A 16,194-nucleotide genomic window follows, 5' to 3' on the forward strand; every position below is an offset into this window, starting at 1 on the left:
GAGCGGCCCGAACTCCGTCATCCCACGCCCCAGGAGTGCCCGGATGCGCCGTACAGCCTCACCCTTCTCTTTGATTCTGCTGGGAATTGGCACGTTTCTGCTGGTACTGGCGCCCTTGTTGGCCTGGTACGTGGAGCCGCGGGCCGCCGTCAATCCCATCGACATCGACACCACCGCCGTCTACCGCGGTACGGGCAGCGTCTTCGACACCGAGCGTGTCGAGACCGTCCCCGACCAGCGGATCACCGTGACCCAGCGGGTGCGCGCCAACGTCGCGGACAGCGAACGCAGCGGCAACGCCGTCTGGGACGTGACGACCACGGTCGACACGGACAAATCGCTGCCGGCCGCCGATCCGCACGACGCGCTGGAGTTCATCCCGCACCGCTGGGTGATGGACCGCAAGACCACGAAGCCGGTGCACTGCTGCCGGGAGACCCCGTACATCGAGGGCGAGGCCTATCTGAAGTTCCCGTTCGACGTGCAGAAGCGCTCTTATCGCTGGTGGGACAACTCCCTGGGCTCGACGGTCACGTTGCACTACCGGGGTACCGAGAAGGTCCAGGGGTACACGGGTTACCGGTTCACCGGCACGGTCCCGCCGTCCAAGGTCGGCTCCCGGCTGGTGCCGGGCGGCATCGTCGACCAGCCCCAGCGGCCGCAGGTGCTGGCCGAGGAGTGGTACTCCAACCACGGCGTCGAGCTGGTCGTCGACCAGGCCACCGGCCGGGTGATCTACGCGCGGACGGGCCCGAAGCGCACACTGCGGGCACCCGGCGCGGACAAGGACGCGGTGGTGCTGCTGGACAGCCGGAACATCGCGTTCACCACCGCGACGCAGAAGGAGGCGGTGCGGCAGGCCGAGCGGGACAGCGGCCAACTGCACGCGGTGGGCACGACGTTGCCGGTCGGGGCGGCTGTGGCCGGATTCGTCTTGGCGGCCGTGGGGGGCGTTTTGGTGGTACGCGGACGCAGGCGTCCCGAATCCACCGACACACCCGATACGTCCAGGGTTCCGGTCACGATGTGACGTGACGTCAGCTCTAATAAAGCCGGAAATTGTCACTTGCGTGAGTAGCCGTGTCGAACGGCGGGGCGAAAACTGTCCACCCCACCCGAACACAGGCCGTCCACACCCACCTCGCAAGAAGCACCCAGTTCCCCCACAGACCGAAAACCCTCTTCCCCCACGCTGAGTTCCGCACCCTGAGACGAGTTGGAGCACCCATGCCCCAGCACGTGCCATCCTCCCTGCGCGCCCCGGTCCCCCGGGCGTCGCAGCACCCTTCGGCGCTCCCCCCACCTCCGCGCCGAATCGTGTTCCTCGCCCATCGAGATCTGGACAACCCGGCCGCCGGCGGCTCCGAGCTGCTGGTCGACCGACTCGCCGACGGCCTGACCCGGCTCGGCCACCAGGTGACCCTGCTGTGCGGAGGGCCCGCCTCGTACCGTGACTACCGGGTCGTGTCGGCCGGCGGCGAGTTCGGCCACTACCTGCGCGCCCGCTCTGCCTTCACCCGTCAGATCGGCGACTGCGACCTGCTGGTCGAGGTCTGCAACGGCATGCCGTACCTGGCACCCCTCTGGCACCAGGGCCCCACCCTGTGCCTGGTCAACCACGTCCACACCGACCTGTGGAAGATGCGGTTCGGGGGGCCGCTGGCCCCGGCCGCGCGCCTCGGCCGAAGACTCGAACACTGGGCGCTGGCCGGCGCGCAGCAGCGGAACCTGCTGGTCGCCGTCTCCCCGTCGACGGCCCACGCCCTGCGCGCGATCGGCGTGGAACGCGACCGCATCCGGGTCGTGCACAACGGTGTGGAGGAACCAGGCCCACGGGCCGGCCGTTCCCCCGAGCCGCTGTTCGTCGCGGTGGGCCGGCTCGTCGAGTACAAACGGATCGATCTGTTGCTGCGGCTGTGGGAGCGGGTGCGGCCGGTCACCGGCGGCCGGCTCCTGATCGTCGGCGACGGGCCCGAGCGGGAGCGTCTGGAGCAACTCGCCGGTCCCGGTGTGGAGTTCACCGGGCATGTCTCCGAAGCCGAGAAGCACCGGCTGCTGTGCGAGGCGTGGCTGCTGCTGCACCCCTCCGCGGTGGAGGGGTGGGGCCTGGTGGTCACCGAGGCCGCCGCCCGGCAGACCCCGTCGATCGCCTTCGACGTGCCCGGCCTGCGTGACTCGGTCGTGGACGGCGAGACGGGCGTCCTCGCCCACGGCGAGTCGTCCTTCGCGGCGGCCTGGTGCACGTTGGCGCTGTCGGGTCACCGCCGGGAGCTGATGGGAAAGGCGGCACGCGACAGGGCGGCACAGTACCGCTGGGACCGGACGGTGAGGCAGTTCCGGGCCGTGGCCGCCGAGGCGGTGCGGGGTTGGGTGCCGTGACGCCTATTCGCCGTGGCGGAAAGGCCGTCTCGCGGGTGTCCGCCTTGCGTGGCCGGTCTCGCAGTTCCCCGCGCCGGAACATGAAGGACCCCTCCTTCCGGCGCTCCCTCGCCCTCTTCCGGGCCTTCCTGCGCGAGCAGGACGACCCGGAAGCCTGCTACTCGCTGCTCGCCCGGGACGCCGTCGACCAGGTGGAGGCATACGACGGGCCGGTCGCCGGGCGCACGGTCGTGGACGTCGGCGGTGGCAGCGGCCACTTCACCGCCGAGTTCCGGCGCCGCGGCGCCCAGGCCCACCTCTTCGAGCCGGACGTACGGGAGCTGGGCGAGAAGCCGCCCGAGGGCACCGTGATCGCCGACGGGTATCTGCTGCCGCTGTCCGACGGGGCCGCGGACGTCACTTTTTCCTCCAACGTCCTCGAGCACGTGGCCGATCCGCAGACCTTCATCAGTGAGCTGGTGCGGGTGACCCGGCCCGACGGGCTGATCTACGTGTCGTTCACCAACTGGCTGTCCCCGTGGGGCGGTCACGAGTGGGCGCCCTGGCACTACCTGGGTGCCGAGCGGGCCCGCGCCCGCTACCGGCGCCGTACCGGAAAGGCCGCCAAGCACACCCTCGGCGAGAACCTGTTCGCCGTGCACATCGGCCCGACCCTGCGGCAGGTGCGCGCCCGCGACGACGTCACGGTCGTCTCGGCGCGCTCCCGCTACTGGCCCTTCCTCGCGAAGACCGTGGTCAAAGTGCCCGGGATCCGCGAGGTCGCCACCTGGAACCTCCTCCTCATCCTCCGGCGGTGTCCACCATGACGACGTCCACGGTCCAGGCCCCTCCTCCGGCAGCGGTCCCCACCACCGCGATCATGTCGGGCCCCCCGGAGGGCCCGAGGTCACGGCGCTGGCTGCTGGGGTTCTGGGCCGTGGTGTTCGTGTTGTTCCTGGCGGTCCGTCCGGGCCGCCAGACCTTCGACACCAAGCTCGGCGTCACCACCGACCCGGGCCGGTTCCTCGCGGACCTCGGCCAGTTGTGGCACGACCAGGGCTCCTTCGGCGGGATAGCGGACCAGTACGTCGGCTATGTGTGGCCGATGCTGCCGTTCTACTGGCTGGGCCACGCCGTGCAGCTGCCGGTGTGGCTGATCGAACGGCTGTGGCTGTCGCTGGTCGTGTCGGTGGCCTTCTGGGGTGCGCTGCGGCTGGCCGAGCGGCTGCGCGTCGGCAACGGAACGTCCCGCCTGCTGGCGGCGGTGGCGTACGCGCTGTGGCCGGTGTTCACGATCGTCGTCGGCTCCACGTCGGCCGCCGCGCTGCCCGGCGCGTTCCTGCCCTGGGTCCTGCTGCCGCTCGCCGACGAGCGCTACACCGCTCGCGTCGCCGCCCTGCGCTCGGCGCTGATCGTCCCGTTCATGGGCGGCGTCAACGCGGCCTCGACCCTGGCCGCCCTGCTCCCGGCCGGTCTCTACCTGCTCTCCCGCCCGCCGGGGCCGAGGCAGCGCAAGCTGATCGCCTGGTGGGTGCCGGGTGTGATCCTGGCGACGGCCTGGTGGTGGATCCCGCTCCTCCTGCTCGGTACCTACGGCGAGAACTTCCTTCCGTACGTGGAGAGTTCGCAGACCACGACGGACACCATGTCGGCGACCGAGGCGCTGCGCGGCGCCGGCAACTGGGTCGCCTATCTGCACCTGGTGGAGTCCTGGCTGCCGGCCGGCTGGACGGTGGCGTCCTCGGTGGTCGTGATCCTGTGTTCGGCGTTCGCCGCCGGACTGGGTCTCGCGGGACTGGCCCGCCGGGACATGCCGGAGCGGCGCTGGCTGGTCCTGACCGTGCTGACGGCCGCACTGGTGCTGCTCGCCGGATACGGCGGCGCGTTCGGCGCGCCCTTCCACGGCGCCGTGCAGGACTGGCTGAACAGCGGCCTCGCGCCCTTCCGCAACATCTACAAGTTCCAGGTGGGCCTGGCCCTCGCCCTGGTGCTGGGCCTCGCCCACCTGGTGGGCGTCGCCACCGAGCAGCGCGGCGCCCGCGAGGTGCGGGGCCGCCGGTTCGCCCCGCTGATCGCGGCGGTGCTGATCCTGCCCGGGCTGATGTGGCCGTATCTCAACGGCTCGATCCTGAACCCGGGTTCCTTCCAGGAGCTCCCCAAGTACTGGCAGTCCACGGCCGACTGGCTGGAGAAGTACTCCCCCGACTCGCGCGCCCTGGTCGTCCCGGCCACCGCGCACGGCATCTACACCTGGGGCTCCCCCATCGACCAGCCCCTCGACGTGCTCGCCGAGTCCCGCTGGGCGCAGCGCGACTACGTCCCCTTCGGCACCCCCGGCAACCGGCGCGCCATGGACGCGGTGGAGGAGGCGCTGCTGACAGGGGGTGAAGTGCCGGGACTGGCCGACTACTTGAGCCGTGCCGGGGTCTACTACGTCGTCGTCCGCAACGACCTCGATCCCGACCAGATCGGCAACGTGCCGACCTCGACGGTGAAGCGGACCCTGGAGCAGTCCGGCTACGAGCGGGTGACGGGTCTCGGCCCGCTCATGACGGGCGGCGAGATCCAGCCCGACACCCCGCTCCAGATCGAAGGGCTGTACCCGAGGCAGCGGGCGGTGGAGATCTACCGTCCCGCGAGCGAGGACGTGCGGCGGCCCGGGCAGGCCGGGCTGGCTCCGGTCGCCGACACGGCGGTGGTCTCCGGCGGACCCGAGGCGCTGCTGCCGCTGGCGGCCGGGCTGCGGGGCAGGGCGACCGTCCTGACCGGCGACAACCACCCCGGGCTCGGCACCCCGCCGCTCCAGGTGGTCGGCGACGGGCTGCGCCGCGCGGACACGCGCTTCGGACTGGTCAACGCGAACACCTCGTACACGTACACCCGCGACGAGCACAACGCGTCCGGCGCCGCCCAGGACGCCGGCGAGAAGCCGCACCAGATCCTGCCGGTCACCGGCCAGGACCACCAGACGGTGGCCGAACTGCGCGGCGCCCGCGCGGTCACGGCCTCCTCCTACGGCAACTGGCTCTTCCACCTGCCGCAGTTCGACCCGGTGAACGCCTTCGACGGCAACCCGGACACCGCGTGGACGGAGGGTGTGGCGGGCTCCCCGAACGGCCAGTGGCTGCGGATCGCCTTCTCTGAGAACGAGTTCGACATGCCGTCCTCCTTCAAGGTCACGCCGTTGCCGCAGGAGAGCGTGCGCTCGGCGCCGACGCGGGTGCGGGTGGAGACGGAGAAGGGCTCGGTGAGCAGCTTCCTGCGGCCGGACGGCTCGACGCAGCGCGTCAAGGCGCCCGCGGGCGCGACGGGTTGGATGAAACTGACGATCACCGAATCGGTGGCCCGGCGGGCCGGGCTCGCGGGCGCGGGCTTCGCCGAGATCGACCTGCCGGACGTCCAGGTGACCCGAATGCTCCGGCTGCCCACCGACGCCGGGAACGCCGAGACCGCGGCCGCCTCCGCCGAGGTCGTCTCCCTGCACCGCACCGCCGACCCGGCCGGGTTCTCCCCGACGGGCACGGAGGCGGGCCTGCACCGGCGCTTCTCCACGAAGACGGCGGGGACGTACGAGGTGAAGGCGAGCGCGGTCCCGGTCACCGGTGAGGCACTCGACCGGATGCTGTACGAGATCGCGCCCGACCAGGCCGGCCGCATCACCGCGACCGCCGACTCCACGGCCGCTCTCGGCGCGGGCCTGTCGGCCCGGAACCTCACCGACGGCGACCTGACGACGGCGTGGATCGCGGGCGACCGGCCCACCATCCATCTGCGCTGGCCCGACAAGCAGCCGGTCGGAGAGATCGTCCTGCCCGCCGCGGGCGGCCTGTCCACCCGGCCCACCGAGGTCGACATCAGTTCCCCCGACGGCGCGGTGATCGCCGGGGTCGACGACAACGGCTGGGTCCGCTTCCCGGCGATCACCACGGACCGTCTCGACATCACCATCACCAAGACGGCCCCGATGACCCTGCACAACCCGGTCGCCGACGAGGACCTGCAACTGCCGGTCGGCCTCACCGAGGCGTACATCCCGGCCCTCGACCGCTACCGCACCCCCCAGCCGAAGGCCACCCGCGGCTTCTCGCTGCCGTGCGGGTCGGGGCCGGTGCTGGCGGTGGACGGGAAGCTGTACCCGACGAGCGTGAAGGGAGCGGTACGGGACCTGACCGAGCGGCGGGCCGTCGACGTGACGCTCTGCCAGTCGGGGCGCGGCGACAGCGAGTTGGAGCTGACAGCTGGCTCCCACCGGGTCGAGGCCGGTGACGCCGGACCGCTCACCCTGACCGACGTGACACTGACCCGCGGCACGGTCACGGAGCCCACCTCGATCGCACGTGATCTGCGGATACGGGACTGGCTGGGCGACCAGCGCGCGGTCACCGTCGGCTCGGGCGCGGCCTCCTACCTCACGACGTACGAGAACTACAACGACGGCTGGAAGGCCACCCTGAACGGCAAGGAACTGTCGACGGTGCGGCTGGACGGCTGGCAGCAGGGATGGCGGATCCCGGCGGGAGCCGGCGGCACGGTGAAGCTGTCGTACGAGCCCTCGACGACCTACGACGCCGGGCTGATCGGCAGCGGGGTGGCACTGGTCGCCCTGCTGGGCCTGGTGCTGTGGCGGCGGAACGCCCCCAACCCGGACGCCCCGCAGCCGCTCCCGCCGGCGCCCGGCCTGTGGCTCGGCACGGTGGCGCTCACACTGGTGGGCGCGGTGATCGCCGGGTGGTTCGCCCTGCTGGTCCCGGCCCTGGCACTCCTCGCGTACCGACGGCACTCGCTCCTCGTACCGATCGCCTTCGTAGCCCTCGCGGGTGCGGGGATCGCGGCGGCGGTGGGCTCCGGGCAGCCGGTCGGCGCGCAGGAGGGGGCGTTCGGGCACGCGGCCCAACTGCTGGCGTTGATCGGACTGTTCGCGGGCCTGGTGAGCGTCCGGGAGCGGACCGGGACACCTGTGGCGTCCGAGGCACCGACGCGGCCTCTGCCGCCGGTCGAGGCGGACAAGGGGAGGGACGAACCCGCATGACCAGCACACCGCTGCGCATCCCGTTCCCGGTGGTGGACGAGGTGGCCCGGCACTGTCTCCAGGAGGAGGAGCCTGAGACGGTCCACATCGAGGTGCACCTGCCGGGGCATCTGGACCCGGCGCGCCTGCGCAAGGCCTTCACGGAGGCGCTGCACCGGCATCCGCGCATCCTCATGCGGGAGGCGGCGGGGCGGTGGTACCGACGCCGCTACGAGTGGGAACTGACCGCCGAGCCGGACGTGGAGGTGGTGAGCTTTCCGGCGCCGGGAAGGGACGCGTTGCGGGACGCGCGGACGCGGGCGCTGGTGGAGGCCCCGCCGCTGTCGGCGTCGCCGCCGGTGCGGTTGGAGGTGGTGGAGGGGGCGGGGCCCGTCGAGGGGAGCGAGGCTACGGATGGAGTTGGCGCAGCTGCGGGCAGTCGTGCCGCTGCGGCGGCTCCCGACCCACGGAGAGCGGCACCCCGCCCGCGCGGGCAAGCAGCCCAAACCGCCCACAGCGGCTGGGGGCCCTCGAAAGGCACCGTCCTGTTCCTCACCATCAACCACACCGCCCTCGACGGCCCCGCCTGTCTTCGCGTACTCGCCACCGCCGCGGAGCTGTACGGCGGCAAGGACAACGCGCCCGCGGCCCCGCCCCAACGTGCCCCCGAGTCCCCGCTGCCCCCCGAAGCCACCCCCTCCAACTGGGCCAAACCCGCCCGCGTGGCCCCCGGCGCCCCCGAACCCTCCCCCGGCAACGGCCTTCTGGTCACCGAGCTGGCCCTGCCGCACCGCCCCAAGGGCTCCCCGTACACCGTGAACGACCAGCTGATGGTCACCACGGCGCTCACCATCGCCCACTGGAACAGGGAACACGGTGTCCGGCCCCGCCCGCTGCGCATCACCATGCCCGTGGACGACCGCCCCCGCGACACGACCATGCCCATCGGCAACGGCACCCGACTCGTCGAAGTGCCCTTCGCGCCGGAGGAGTTGGACCATCCCCCGATGCCCGACCTGCTGCGCCGCACGGCCACCCGTACCCGTGCCCTCAAGTCCCTCCCCCGCCCCCAGCTGGGCCACGGCGCCTCCCTCCTGACCGCCCCGGTCACCCCGGTGGCGTGGCGGGCCGCGCTCACCCGGGGCCTGCGCAGGGCCGCCGCGCCCTGGACGTCGACGACGCTCCTCAGCAACATCGGACGGATCCCCTACCCGCTGGACTTCGGCGAGGAGGCCGGCCGGGCGCACGCCGTGTGGTTCTCCGCGCCGGCCCGGATGCCCCGCGGGCTCACCGTCACCACCGCGTCCACCGCGGGCCGTCTCCATCTCGCCCTGCGCTGGTCGCGGTCCCTGCTCGGGCACGGCGACGGAGCCCACCTGCGGGACCTGTTCGAGCACTACCTGCACACCACGGAGGCCGGCACATGACCTCTACCGCGCAACTCCCCAAAGACCTGCGGGACTTCTACGAGGATCCGGCCGTCCCGGTCGCCTCCGGAACCCCTCGTTCGCTGCGCCAGGCCCGCATGCTGGCATCCGCCCTCGGCACCGGGAGGACGGCCCGGACGATCCTCGACATCGGCTGCGGCGACGGCACCGCGGCCGCCACCGCCGCCCCCCTCCTCCCGGGCCACCGCATCGTCGGCGTCGACTGGTCCCAGGACGCCCTGAAACGCGCCCGTGCGCACCTGACGTACGCCGTCCGCGGCGAACTCAGCGGCAGCGGGCTTCCGTTCGGTACCGGCTCGGCCGACGCCGTGCTGTTCAGCGAGGTGATCGAGCACCTCGTCGACCCGGACGCCGCGCTCGACGAGATCCGCCGCGTCCTGCGCCCGGGGGGCCACCTCATGCTGTCCACGCCGAACCTGGCGGCCTGGTACAACCGCGCCCTGCTGCTGGCCGGCGTCCAGCCCGTGTTCTCCGAGGTGAGCCTGCGGGGCATTCACGGCCGGCCCGGCCGGGAGGTCGTCGGACACCTGCGGCTGTACACGGCCCGCGCGCTGCGGGAGTTCGTCGGCGCGTCCGGTTTCGAGGTCGTACGGCTCGAAGGCGCCCCCTTCCACGGCGTACCGCGCCCGCTGCGGCCGCTGGACCGGCTGGCCTGTGCCAGACCGTCCCTCGCGTCGATCCTGCTGCTGCACGCGCGAAAGACGTAGGGGGGCCGGCGATGTGGTGGGGAGTGGCCGCGGCGCTGCTGGCGAACGTCCTCTACAGCACCGGATTCGTCCTGGAGAAAAGGGCGTTGGCCGCCCTGCCCGAGATCAGCATCCGGCAGCCGGCCCGGCTGCTCGCCCTCGTGCTGCGCAGCCCGCTGTGGATCGGGGGGTCGCTGTCGCTCGCCGCCGGATTCGGCGCGCAGCTCGCCGTGTACCGCACCCTGCCGATCGCCGCCGCCCAGGGCATCTTCGTCTCCGGCCTGGTGCTGCTCGTGCTGCTGTCCGCCCGGCTCCTCGGCGAGGAGACCACCGGCCGCGAACGGTACGCGCTGGGCGCGATCCTCGCCGCGCTGCTGATGGTCGTCCTGTCGCTGAACGAGAGCTCCGACACGGTGAGCCAGGAGGCGCCCTACCCGCTGATCCTGCTGGTGTGCGTGCCGTCGCTGGCGGCGGGCGTGTGGCTGTACAACTCCGCCGAGCGCCGCACCCGGCACCGCCACCGCGCACCGACGACGGGCGTGGAGTACGGGGTGGCGGTGGGCCTGCTGTACGGCGTCAGCTCGCTCGCGATCAAGGGCATGTCGAGCTACCTCACGGCGAGCGGTCTGGGCGGGGCCGTGCTCGGCGTGCTCCGGTCCCCGTATCCGTATCTCCTGCTCTTCACCGGCGCGTTCGGTCTCGTCATGTCGCAGGCGGCGCTGCAACGCTGCCGGGCCTCGCTGATCGTTCCCGTGTGCACGACCGTGACCTGCCTGTTCACGGCGGTGCTCGGCACGCTCTCGTTCGGCGAGGCGCTGCCGCACGACCCGGTCAGGCTCGCGCTGCGCCTTTCGGGCATCGTGCTCGCCGTCGGCGTCCTGCTGAGCATGCCGAAGCACGACCAGGCGTCCCAACCCTCCCTCGGTGCCAAGGAGTTGACACCCCCGTGAATCCCGACGACCCCCTGCTGAAGATCCTCGCGTGCCCGCTCGACAAGGGGCCGCTGCACCTCGTCCCGCCGGACGGACCGGACCAGAGCGAGCTCCTCTACAACCCGCGCCTGCAGCGGCGGTATCCGATCGTCGACGGCATCCCCCAACTGCTGCCGTCCTCCGGGGAACAGGTCTCGGACGACGAGCACGACGGCCTACTGAAACGGATGGCTCCATGACGGGCCCCGCACGCACCTGGGCGGCCCGCGTGGCCCCCCACCTCCCCACCCGCCTGGTCGCCGCCGCCGCCAGAGCCGTCTACCCCCGGTTCGAACCGGAGTTGGCGCGGCTGCCCGACCTGTGCCCGCAGGACTGCGGCACGGCCGTGGACGTCGGCGGCTGGTACGGCCCCTGGACGCGACGCCTGTCCACCCGGGCGCGCCGGGTGGTGACCGTCGAGCCGGTCCCGCATCTGGCGCGGCTGCTGACCTCGGCGGCCCCGGCGAACGTCCGGGTGATCCAGGCCGCCGCCGCGGACCGCCCGGGCACGGCCCGGCTGTGGCTGCCGCCGGACGACGCGGGCGACCGGGGGGTGTCGTCGCTGGTCCGCCGGGACATCCACGGCCGGGCGCTGGACGTTCCCTGCATCACGCTCGACGAGCTGGCGCTGCGCGACGTCGGCTTCATCAAGGTCGACGTGGACGGGAGCGAGCTGGCCGTGCTGCGCGGGGCGACGGGCCTGCTGGCGCGCGACCGGCCGGCCCTCTTCATCGAGCTGGAGTCCCGGATCCAGCCGATCGCGCCGGTGGTGACGTATCTGTCCATGCTCGGCTACGAGGGCTGGGTGCTGCCCCGCGACAACTGGGTGCCGCTGGCCGGCTTCCCGCTGGAGGCCCACCAGTCGGTGGCCTCGTACGTCGTCGCCCACGGCCTGCTGCGCCGCGTCCTGCCGTTCCGCAAGCGGCCGCGGTACGTGAACTCGGTGCTGTTCCTGCCGGACGGCCGGCGTCCGGGACCCCGGAGGGCGGAGCCGGAGGGCGCGTCGGTGTCGAGGGAGCATGAGGGTCCCCCCGGTCGGGCGAAGCCGGGATCGAGGGAGCGCGGAGGCCCGAAGAGCTGACCACGGTCGCCCCCTCGACACCGGCTGAGGCACCCGGAGGCGAAGGCGTCGGGGAGACGAGTGGGGGACGATGGTGCGCATGCCCTCCGGAAAGCCCCCGGCCAGTCCCTTCACCCGTCTCGACTTCCAGCTGGTGCTGCTGCGCCGCATGTCCGACCACAATCCCGACCTGGTGGAGAGTGCCCGGCACGAGCTGGGCGTCTCGATCACGGACATGCGGGAGGCCAACCGGCGCTGGCAGGCGATGGTCCGCTCGCCGCGGTCCCGGTCCGCCGCCTCCCGCTACCGCTCGGTCCTCGGCGAACCCGAGTCGGTCCTCACCCGTAGGATCGGCGACCTCGAGTGCGAGGCCCGCCTGTGGCCGCTCCCGCTCTGGCCCGACCTCCGCTTCGAGGTGCTCCTCGCCCCGAACGGCACCGTCTGGAACGAGTGGCTGATCCGCGCCCCCGGCGCCGGGGGACCTTCGCTGCGGACCCTCGATGACCTCACCCCCTGGTCCTGCACGGTCGACGAGGCGGCCCGCGCCTTCGCCCCGGCCCGCCCCCTCCAGGGAACGGCGCCGACGCGGTGGGGACTGGCCTTCACCGCTCCGGACGGTGAGGGCGTGCGGTGGGAGTGTGCCGCCGAGTTCACCTGGGGGCTGCTGCAGCGGGTGGCGGTCGACGACCGGGCCGACGACGGCGGTTAGGCCACGCCGGCCGTGCTCGACCACCGACCGGCCGCGGCCCCGGCCACCGGGGACGACGTCCCGGCCTGATCAGCGAGCCGCCGCCAGGATCGCCGCCACGACGGCGGGCACCGAGTCCGGATGCAGGAACAGGAACAGGTTCGGCTCGACCAGCTCCAGCTCCAGCTCCATCAGCCGCGGCTGCCCGTCGTCCCCGTCCACCAGGTCGACGCGGGCGTACAGCAGTTCCTCGGCGTCCGGTACGGCGGCCAGAGCCCGCTCGGCGACCGAGAGTTCGGCCGGGGTCGGGGTCCAGGGCTCCAGGCCCGGGTGGGCGACCTTGTCCGCGTCGAAGGCGGTGCCGGGAGCGAGGACGGCCCGCTTGCGGCCGGCGTGCAGGAAACGGGCGCCGTAGAACTGCAGCGCCCGTTCGCCGGCCATGTCGATGCTCCGCATGTACGGCTGCACCATCACCGTGAGCCCCTCCCCGTGCATGCGCGCGAGGTGCCGTACGGCCGTCTCGTGCTGCTCGGGCGTGTAGCGGGCGGCGTACCGGGCGCCCGCGCCGGAGGTGGGCTTGACGACGTACTCGCGGTCGTCGGGCAGGTCGCCGGGTCGCCGGGTCGCCGGGTCGCCGGGTCGCCGGGTCGCCGGGTCGCCGGGTCGCCGGGTCGCCGGGTCGCCGGGTCGCCGGGTCGCCGGGTCGCCGGGTCGCCGGGTCGCCGGGTCGCCGGGTCGCCGGGTCGCCGGGTCGCCGGGTCGCCGGGTCGCCGGGTCGCCGGGTCGCCGGGTCGCCGGGTCGCCGGGTCGCCGGGTCGCCGGGTCGCCGGGTCGCCGGGTCGCCGGGTCGCCGGGTCGCCGGGTCGCCGGGTCGCCGGGTCGCCGGGTCGCCGGGTCGCCGGGTCGCCGGGTCGCCGGGTCGCCGGGTCGCCGGGTCGCCGGGTCGCCGGGTCGCCGGGTCGCCGGGTCGCCGGGTCGCCGGGTCGCCGGGTCGCCGGGTCGCCGGGTCGCCGGGTCGCCGGGTCGCCGGGTCGCCGGGTCGCCGGGTCGCCGGGTCGCCGGGTCGCCGGGTCGCCGGGTCGCCGGGTCGCCGGGTCGCCGGGTCGCCGGGTCGCCGGGTCGCCGGGTCGCCGGGTCGCCGGGTCGCCGGGTCGCCGGGTCGCCGGGTCGCCGGGTCGCCGGGTCGCCGGGTCGCCGGGTCGCCGGGTCGCCGGGTCGCCGGGTCGCCGGGTCGCCGGGTCGCCGGGTCGCCGGGTCGCCGGGTCGCCGGGTCGCCGGGTCGCCGGGTCGCCGGGTCGCCGGGTCGCCGGGTCGCCGGGTCGCCGGGTCGCCGGGTCGCCGGGTCGCCGGGTCGCCGGGTCGCCGGGTCGCCGGGTCGCCGGGTCGCCGGGTCGCCGGGTCGCCGGGTCGCCGGGTCGCCGGGTCGCCGGGTCGCCGGGTCGCCGGGTCGCCGGGTCGCCGGGTCGCCGGGTCGCCGGGTCGCCGGGTCGCCGGGTCGCCGGGTCGCCGGGTCGCCGGGTCGCCGGGTCGCCGGGTCGCCGGGTCGCCGGGTCGCCGGGTCGCCGGGTCGCCGGGGGCAAGGTACCGGTGGGGGCGACGGGCACCCCGGCCGCCGTCAGGTCCTCCAGGTACCGCTTGTCGGTGTTCCACCGCACCACCCGAGCCGGATTCGCGAGCCTCGTCGCCTTGCCGCACCGCTCCGCCCACGCCACGACTCGGCCGCCCGCCGGCCGTAGTCCCACGTCGACCGGATGACGGCGAGGTCGTTGGCCGCCCAGTCCACCCCGGCGTCGTCCCAGAACACCGCGTCCGCCTCGGCCCCGGCCGCGCGCAGCGCCGCCGGCCGGACGGGCAGGTCACCGTCCGGCCGGCGTGCTGGCGGGGGTCATGGGTGACGAGGGCGACACGGGGCACGGCGGTCTCCACCTCATACGGCTCCGTCCGGCAGGCTGACCGCCGCTTGCGCAACCGCGACAACCCGTTTGACCTTCCCCCTCGGGGAAGCCCCAGCATCGGCGGCGGGAACGAGGAATCCGGAGGGTACGCATGGACGACGGCCTGCTGACCATCGGCACGTTCGCGAAGGCGTGCCGGCTGTCGCCCAAGGCACTGCGGCTGTACGACGAACTGGAGCTGCTGCGTCCGGCACGGGTCGACCCCGACACGGGATACCGGTACTACGCGGTCGACCAGTTGGAGCGGGCCCGGCTGGTGGCGTGGCTGCGGCGGATCGGGATGCCGCTGGCCCGGATCCGTGAGGTGTGCGCCCTCCAACCTGCCGCTGCCGCCCTGGAGATCCGCGCCTACTGGGCGCGGGTCGAGGCGGAGACGGCCGTACGGCGGGATCTCGCCGCGTTCCTCGTGGACCAACTGACGGACACACCGAGGAAGGACACCACCATGCTGGAACTGCGCTACTTCGCCCACTCGGACCGGGGGCAGGTCCGCCCCGAGAACCAGGACACCGCGTACGCGGGCACCCGGCTGCTCGCGGTCGCGGACGGCTGCGGGCCGGCGGGCGCGCACGCGAGCAACGCCGCCGTGGAGGCGCTGAAATTCCTGGACACCGAGGAGGTGCCCGCGGGCAACGTCCTCAACCTGCTGGAGGACGCGGTGCGGGGCGCGACGGAGGCGGTCAGGGACATCGCCCGGGGCGCGGACGGCATCGGCACCACCCTGACCGCCCTGCTGTGGACGGGCTCCCGTCTCGCCCTGGTCCACATCGGCGACTCGCGCGCGTATCTGCTCCGCGACGGCGGCCTCTTCCGTATCACCCACGACCACACGGTGGTCCAGTCGCTGATCGACGAGGGCCGCCTCACACCCGAGGAGGCCACGGCCCACCCCCAGCGCTCCCTGCTCCTGAAGGCCCTCCCGGCCGCCCCCGCGACTCCCGACCTCCGCCTCCACGACGCCCAGCTCGGCGACCGCTACCTCCTGTGCTCCGACGGCCTGTCCACCGTCGTCCCCGACGACCGCATCCGCACCCTCCTCGCCGCCGCCCCGGCCCCCGACGAGGCCGTACGCGCCCTGGTCGCCGAGGCGAACACGGCCGGCGGCCCGGACAACGTGAGCTGTGTGGTGGCGGACGTGGTGGAGGGGCCCTGGCCGGGGCCTGTATGAGCCCTGGTCAGGCCCCGGACGGGACCTGGGCGGGACCTGGTCAGGCCCTGGACGCGCCTAGCGTTCGTCCTCCGGCTCCCAGTCCAGCAGGCGGACCTTCGCGACCGTACGGACATGGCGGCGCATCGCGGAGGCCGCCTGTTTCGGTTGTCCGGCGGCGATGGCGTCGAGGATGGCCTGATGCTGTGCCAGGGAGCGGTGGGGCCGGTGGGGCTGGCGCAGGGACTCGGTGCGGCTCTCGGCGATCTGGTCGGCGATGGAGCGCATGAACTCGGCGAGGAGGCTGCTGTGGGCGGCCGCGGTGACCGCCGCGTGGAACAGGCGGTCGCCCTCGATCCCGTGACCGCCCGCCTCGATCTCCCCGGCCATGTGGGCGAGCGCGTCCCGCATCGCCGCGAGGTCGTCCTCCGTGCGGCGCTCGGCGGCCAGTTCGGAGAGCTTCGTCTCCAGGGCCTCGCGTGCCTCCAGGACGTCGGGGAGACGCCGGCGGCGTTCGACCATCTTCTCGACGGGCTCGGCGTCCAGGCTGTCTCGGACCAGGTACGTCCCGCCGCCGTGCCGCGCCTCCACCAGGCCCTGCACCTCCAGGACCACGATCGCCTGCTTGACCGAGGCCCTGCTGACCCCCAGCCGCTGGGCCAGGTCGCGTTCGGGCGGGAGGCGGTCGCCGGCCTTGAGGCCGCCCTCGGTGACGTACTCGCGCAGCCGGTCGAGCACCTGCTCGTACAGGCGCTGTCTGGTCATGGGGCGCAGGGCGCCGGTCACGGGCTCGGTCACGGGGTCCCCCTCTCGTCGGGAGCGTAACACCGGGCCTCGCCGTGGCCGAGTGGCTGAGCCAATTCGTGCGCGACC

Annotated in this window: 12 protein-coding genes and 3 pseudogenes; 11 read left to right on the forward strand and 4 right to left on the reverse strand. The window is 73.6% G+C overall.

The features are described from left to right. Positions 1–43: 43 nt before the first annotated feature. The 10 genes from pgfA (at position 44) to ACWBNA_RS17085 (ending at position 12,240) form a co-directional block, all read left to right on the forward strand. A complete protein-coding gene (pgfA, locus tag ACWBNA_RS17040) occupies positions 44–1,030 on the forward strand; it encodes a cell envelope lipid trafficking protein PgfA (RefSeq protein ID WP_482705188.1) in 987 nt (328 codons plus the stop codon). 197 nt (positions 1,031–1,227) lie between these two features. After that, on the forward strand, positions 1,228–2,379 hold the full coding sequence (locus ACWBNA_RS17045) for a glycosyltransferase family 4 protein (RefSeq protein WP_482705189.1): 1,152 nt from the start codon (positions 1,228–1,230) through the stop codon (positions 2,377–2,379). A gap of 80 nt (positions 2,380–2,459) precedes the next feature. Next, positions 2,460–3,185 (forward strand): class I SAM-dependent methyltransferase, encoded by a 726-nt coding sequence (locus tag ACWBNA_RS17050; protein ID WP_482705190.1) that lies wholly within the window; start codon positions 2,460–2,462, stop codon positions 3,183–3,185. Next, complete coding sequence (locus tag ACWBNA_RS17055; RefSeq protein WP_482705316.1) at positions 3,182–7,387, forward strand: DUF3367 domain-containing protein; 4,206 nt, start codon at positions 3,182–3,184, stop codon at positions 7,385–7,387. The genes ACWBNA_RS17050 and ACWBNA_RS17055 overlap by 4 nt, the downstream gene beginning before the upstream one ends. Continuing rightward, positions 7,384–8,793, forward strand: a complete 1,410-nt coding sequence (locus ACWBNA_RS17060) for a condensation protein (protein ID WP_482705191.1) — start codon at positions 7,384–7,386, stop codon at positions 8,791–8,793. The genes ACWBNA_RS17055 and ACWBNA_RS17060 overlap by 4 nt, the downstream gene beginning before the upstream one ends. Next, entirely contained in the window at positions 8,790–9,521 is a 732-nt protein-coding gene (locus tag ACWBNA_RS17065; RefSeq protein ID WP_482705192.1) for a class I SAM-dependent methyltransferase, read from the forward strand. The genes ACWBNA_RS17060 and ACWBNA_RS17065 overlap by 4 nt, the downstream gene beginning before the upstream one ends. A gap of 23 nt (positions 9,522–9,544) precedes the next feature. Beyond that, a complete protein-coding gene (locus tag ACWBNA_RS17070; RefSeq protein WP_482705318.1) occupies positions 9,545–10,450 on the forward strand; it encodes a hypothetical protein in 906 nt (301 codons plus the stop codon). Beyond that, entirely contained in the window at positions 10,447–10,671 is a 225-nt protein-coding gene (locus ACWBNA_RS17075; RefSeq protein WP_482705193.1) for a Trm112 family protein, read from the forward strand. Before ACWBNA_RS17070 ends, ACWBNA_RS17075 begins: the two co-directional genes overlap by 4 nt. After that, on the forward strand, positions 10,668–11,552 hold the full coding sequence (locus ACWBNA_RS17080; RefSeq protein ID WP_482705194.1) for an FkbM family methyltransferase: 885 nt from the start codon (positions 10,668–10,670) through the stop codon (positions 11,550–11,552). Before ACWBNA_RS17075 ends, ACWBNA_RS17080 begins: the two co-directional genes overlap by 4 nt. 79 nt (positions 11,553–11,631) lie before the next feature. Continuing rightward, positions 11,632–12,240, forward strand: a complete 609-nt coding sequence (locus ACWBNA_RS17085) for a hypothetical protein (RefSeq protein ID WP_482705195.1) — start codon at positions 11,632–11,634, stop codon at positions 12,238–12,240. Between the two features lie 69 nt (positions 12,241–12,309). On the opposite strand, the pseudogene ACWBNA_RS17090 reads toward ACWBNA_RS17085, so the two are convergent. The 3 pseudogenes from ACWBNA_RS17090 to ACWBNA_RS17100 all read right to left on the reverse strand — a co-directional run. Then, positions 12,310–12,858, reverse strand: a pseudogene (locus ACWBNA_RS17090) (ATP-grasp domain-containing protein); the annotation flags it as partial. A gap of 80 nt (positions 12,859–12,938) precedes the next feature. Then, positions 12,939–13,799 (reverse strand): annotated as a pseudogene (locus tag ACWBNA_RS17095) (hypothetical protein); the annotation flags it as partial. Beyond that, positions 13,780–14,133 (reverse strand): annotated as a pseudogene (locus ACWBNA_RS17100) (ATP-grasp domain-containing protein); the annotation flags it as partial. The pseudogenes ACWBNA_RS17095 and ACWBNA_RS17100, both read right to left, overlap by 20 nt. Before the next feature lie 132 nt (positions 14,134–14,265). On the opposite strand from ACWBNA_RS17100, the gene ACWBNA_RS17105 reads away from it, so the two are divergent. Next, positions 14,266–15,342 (forward strand): MerR family transcriptional regulator, encoded by a 1,077-nt coding sequence (locus tag ACWBNA_RS17105; protein ID WP_482705196.1) that lies wholly within the window; start codon positions 14,266–14,268, stop codon positions 15,340–15,342. A 57-nt stretch (positions 15,343–15,399) separates the two neighbouring features. Here the strand turns inward: ACWBNA_RS17105 and ACWBNA_RS17110 are convergent, their stop codons facing one another. After that, positions 15,400–16,107 (reverse strand): FadR/GntR family transcriptional regulator, encoded by a 708-nt coding sequence (locus ACWBNA_RS17110; protein WP_482705319.1) that lies wholly within the window; start codon positions 16,105–16,107, stop codon positions 15,400–15,402. Positions 16,108–16,194: the final 87 nt, after the last annotated feature.

The organism is Streptomyces sp. Q2, from assembly GCF_056820935.1.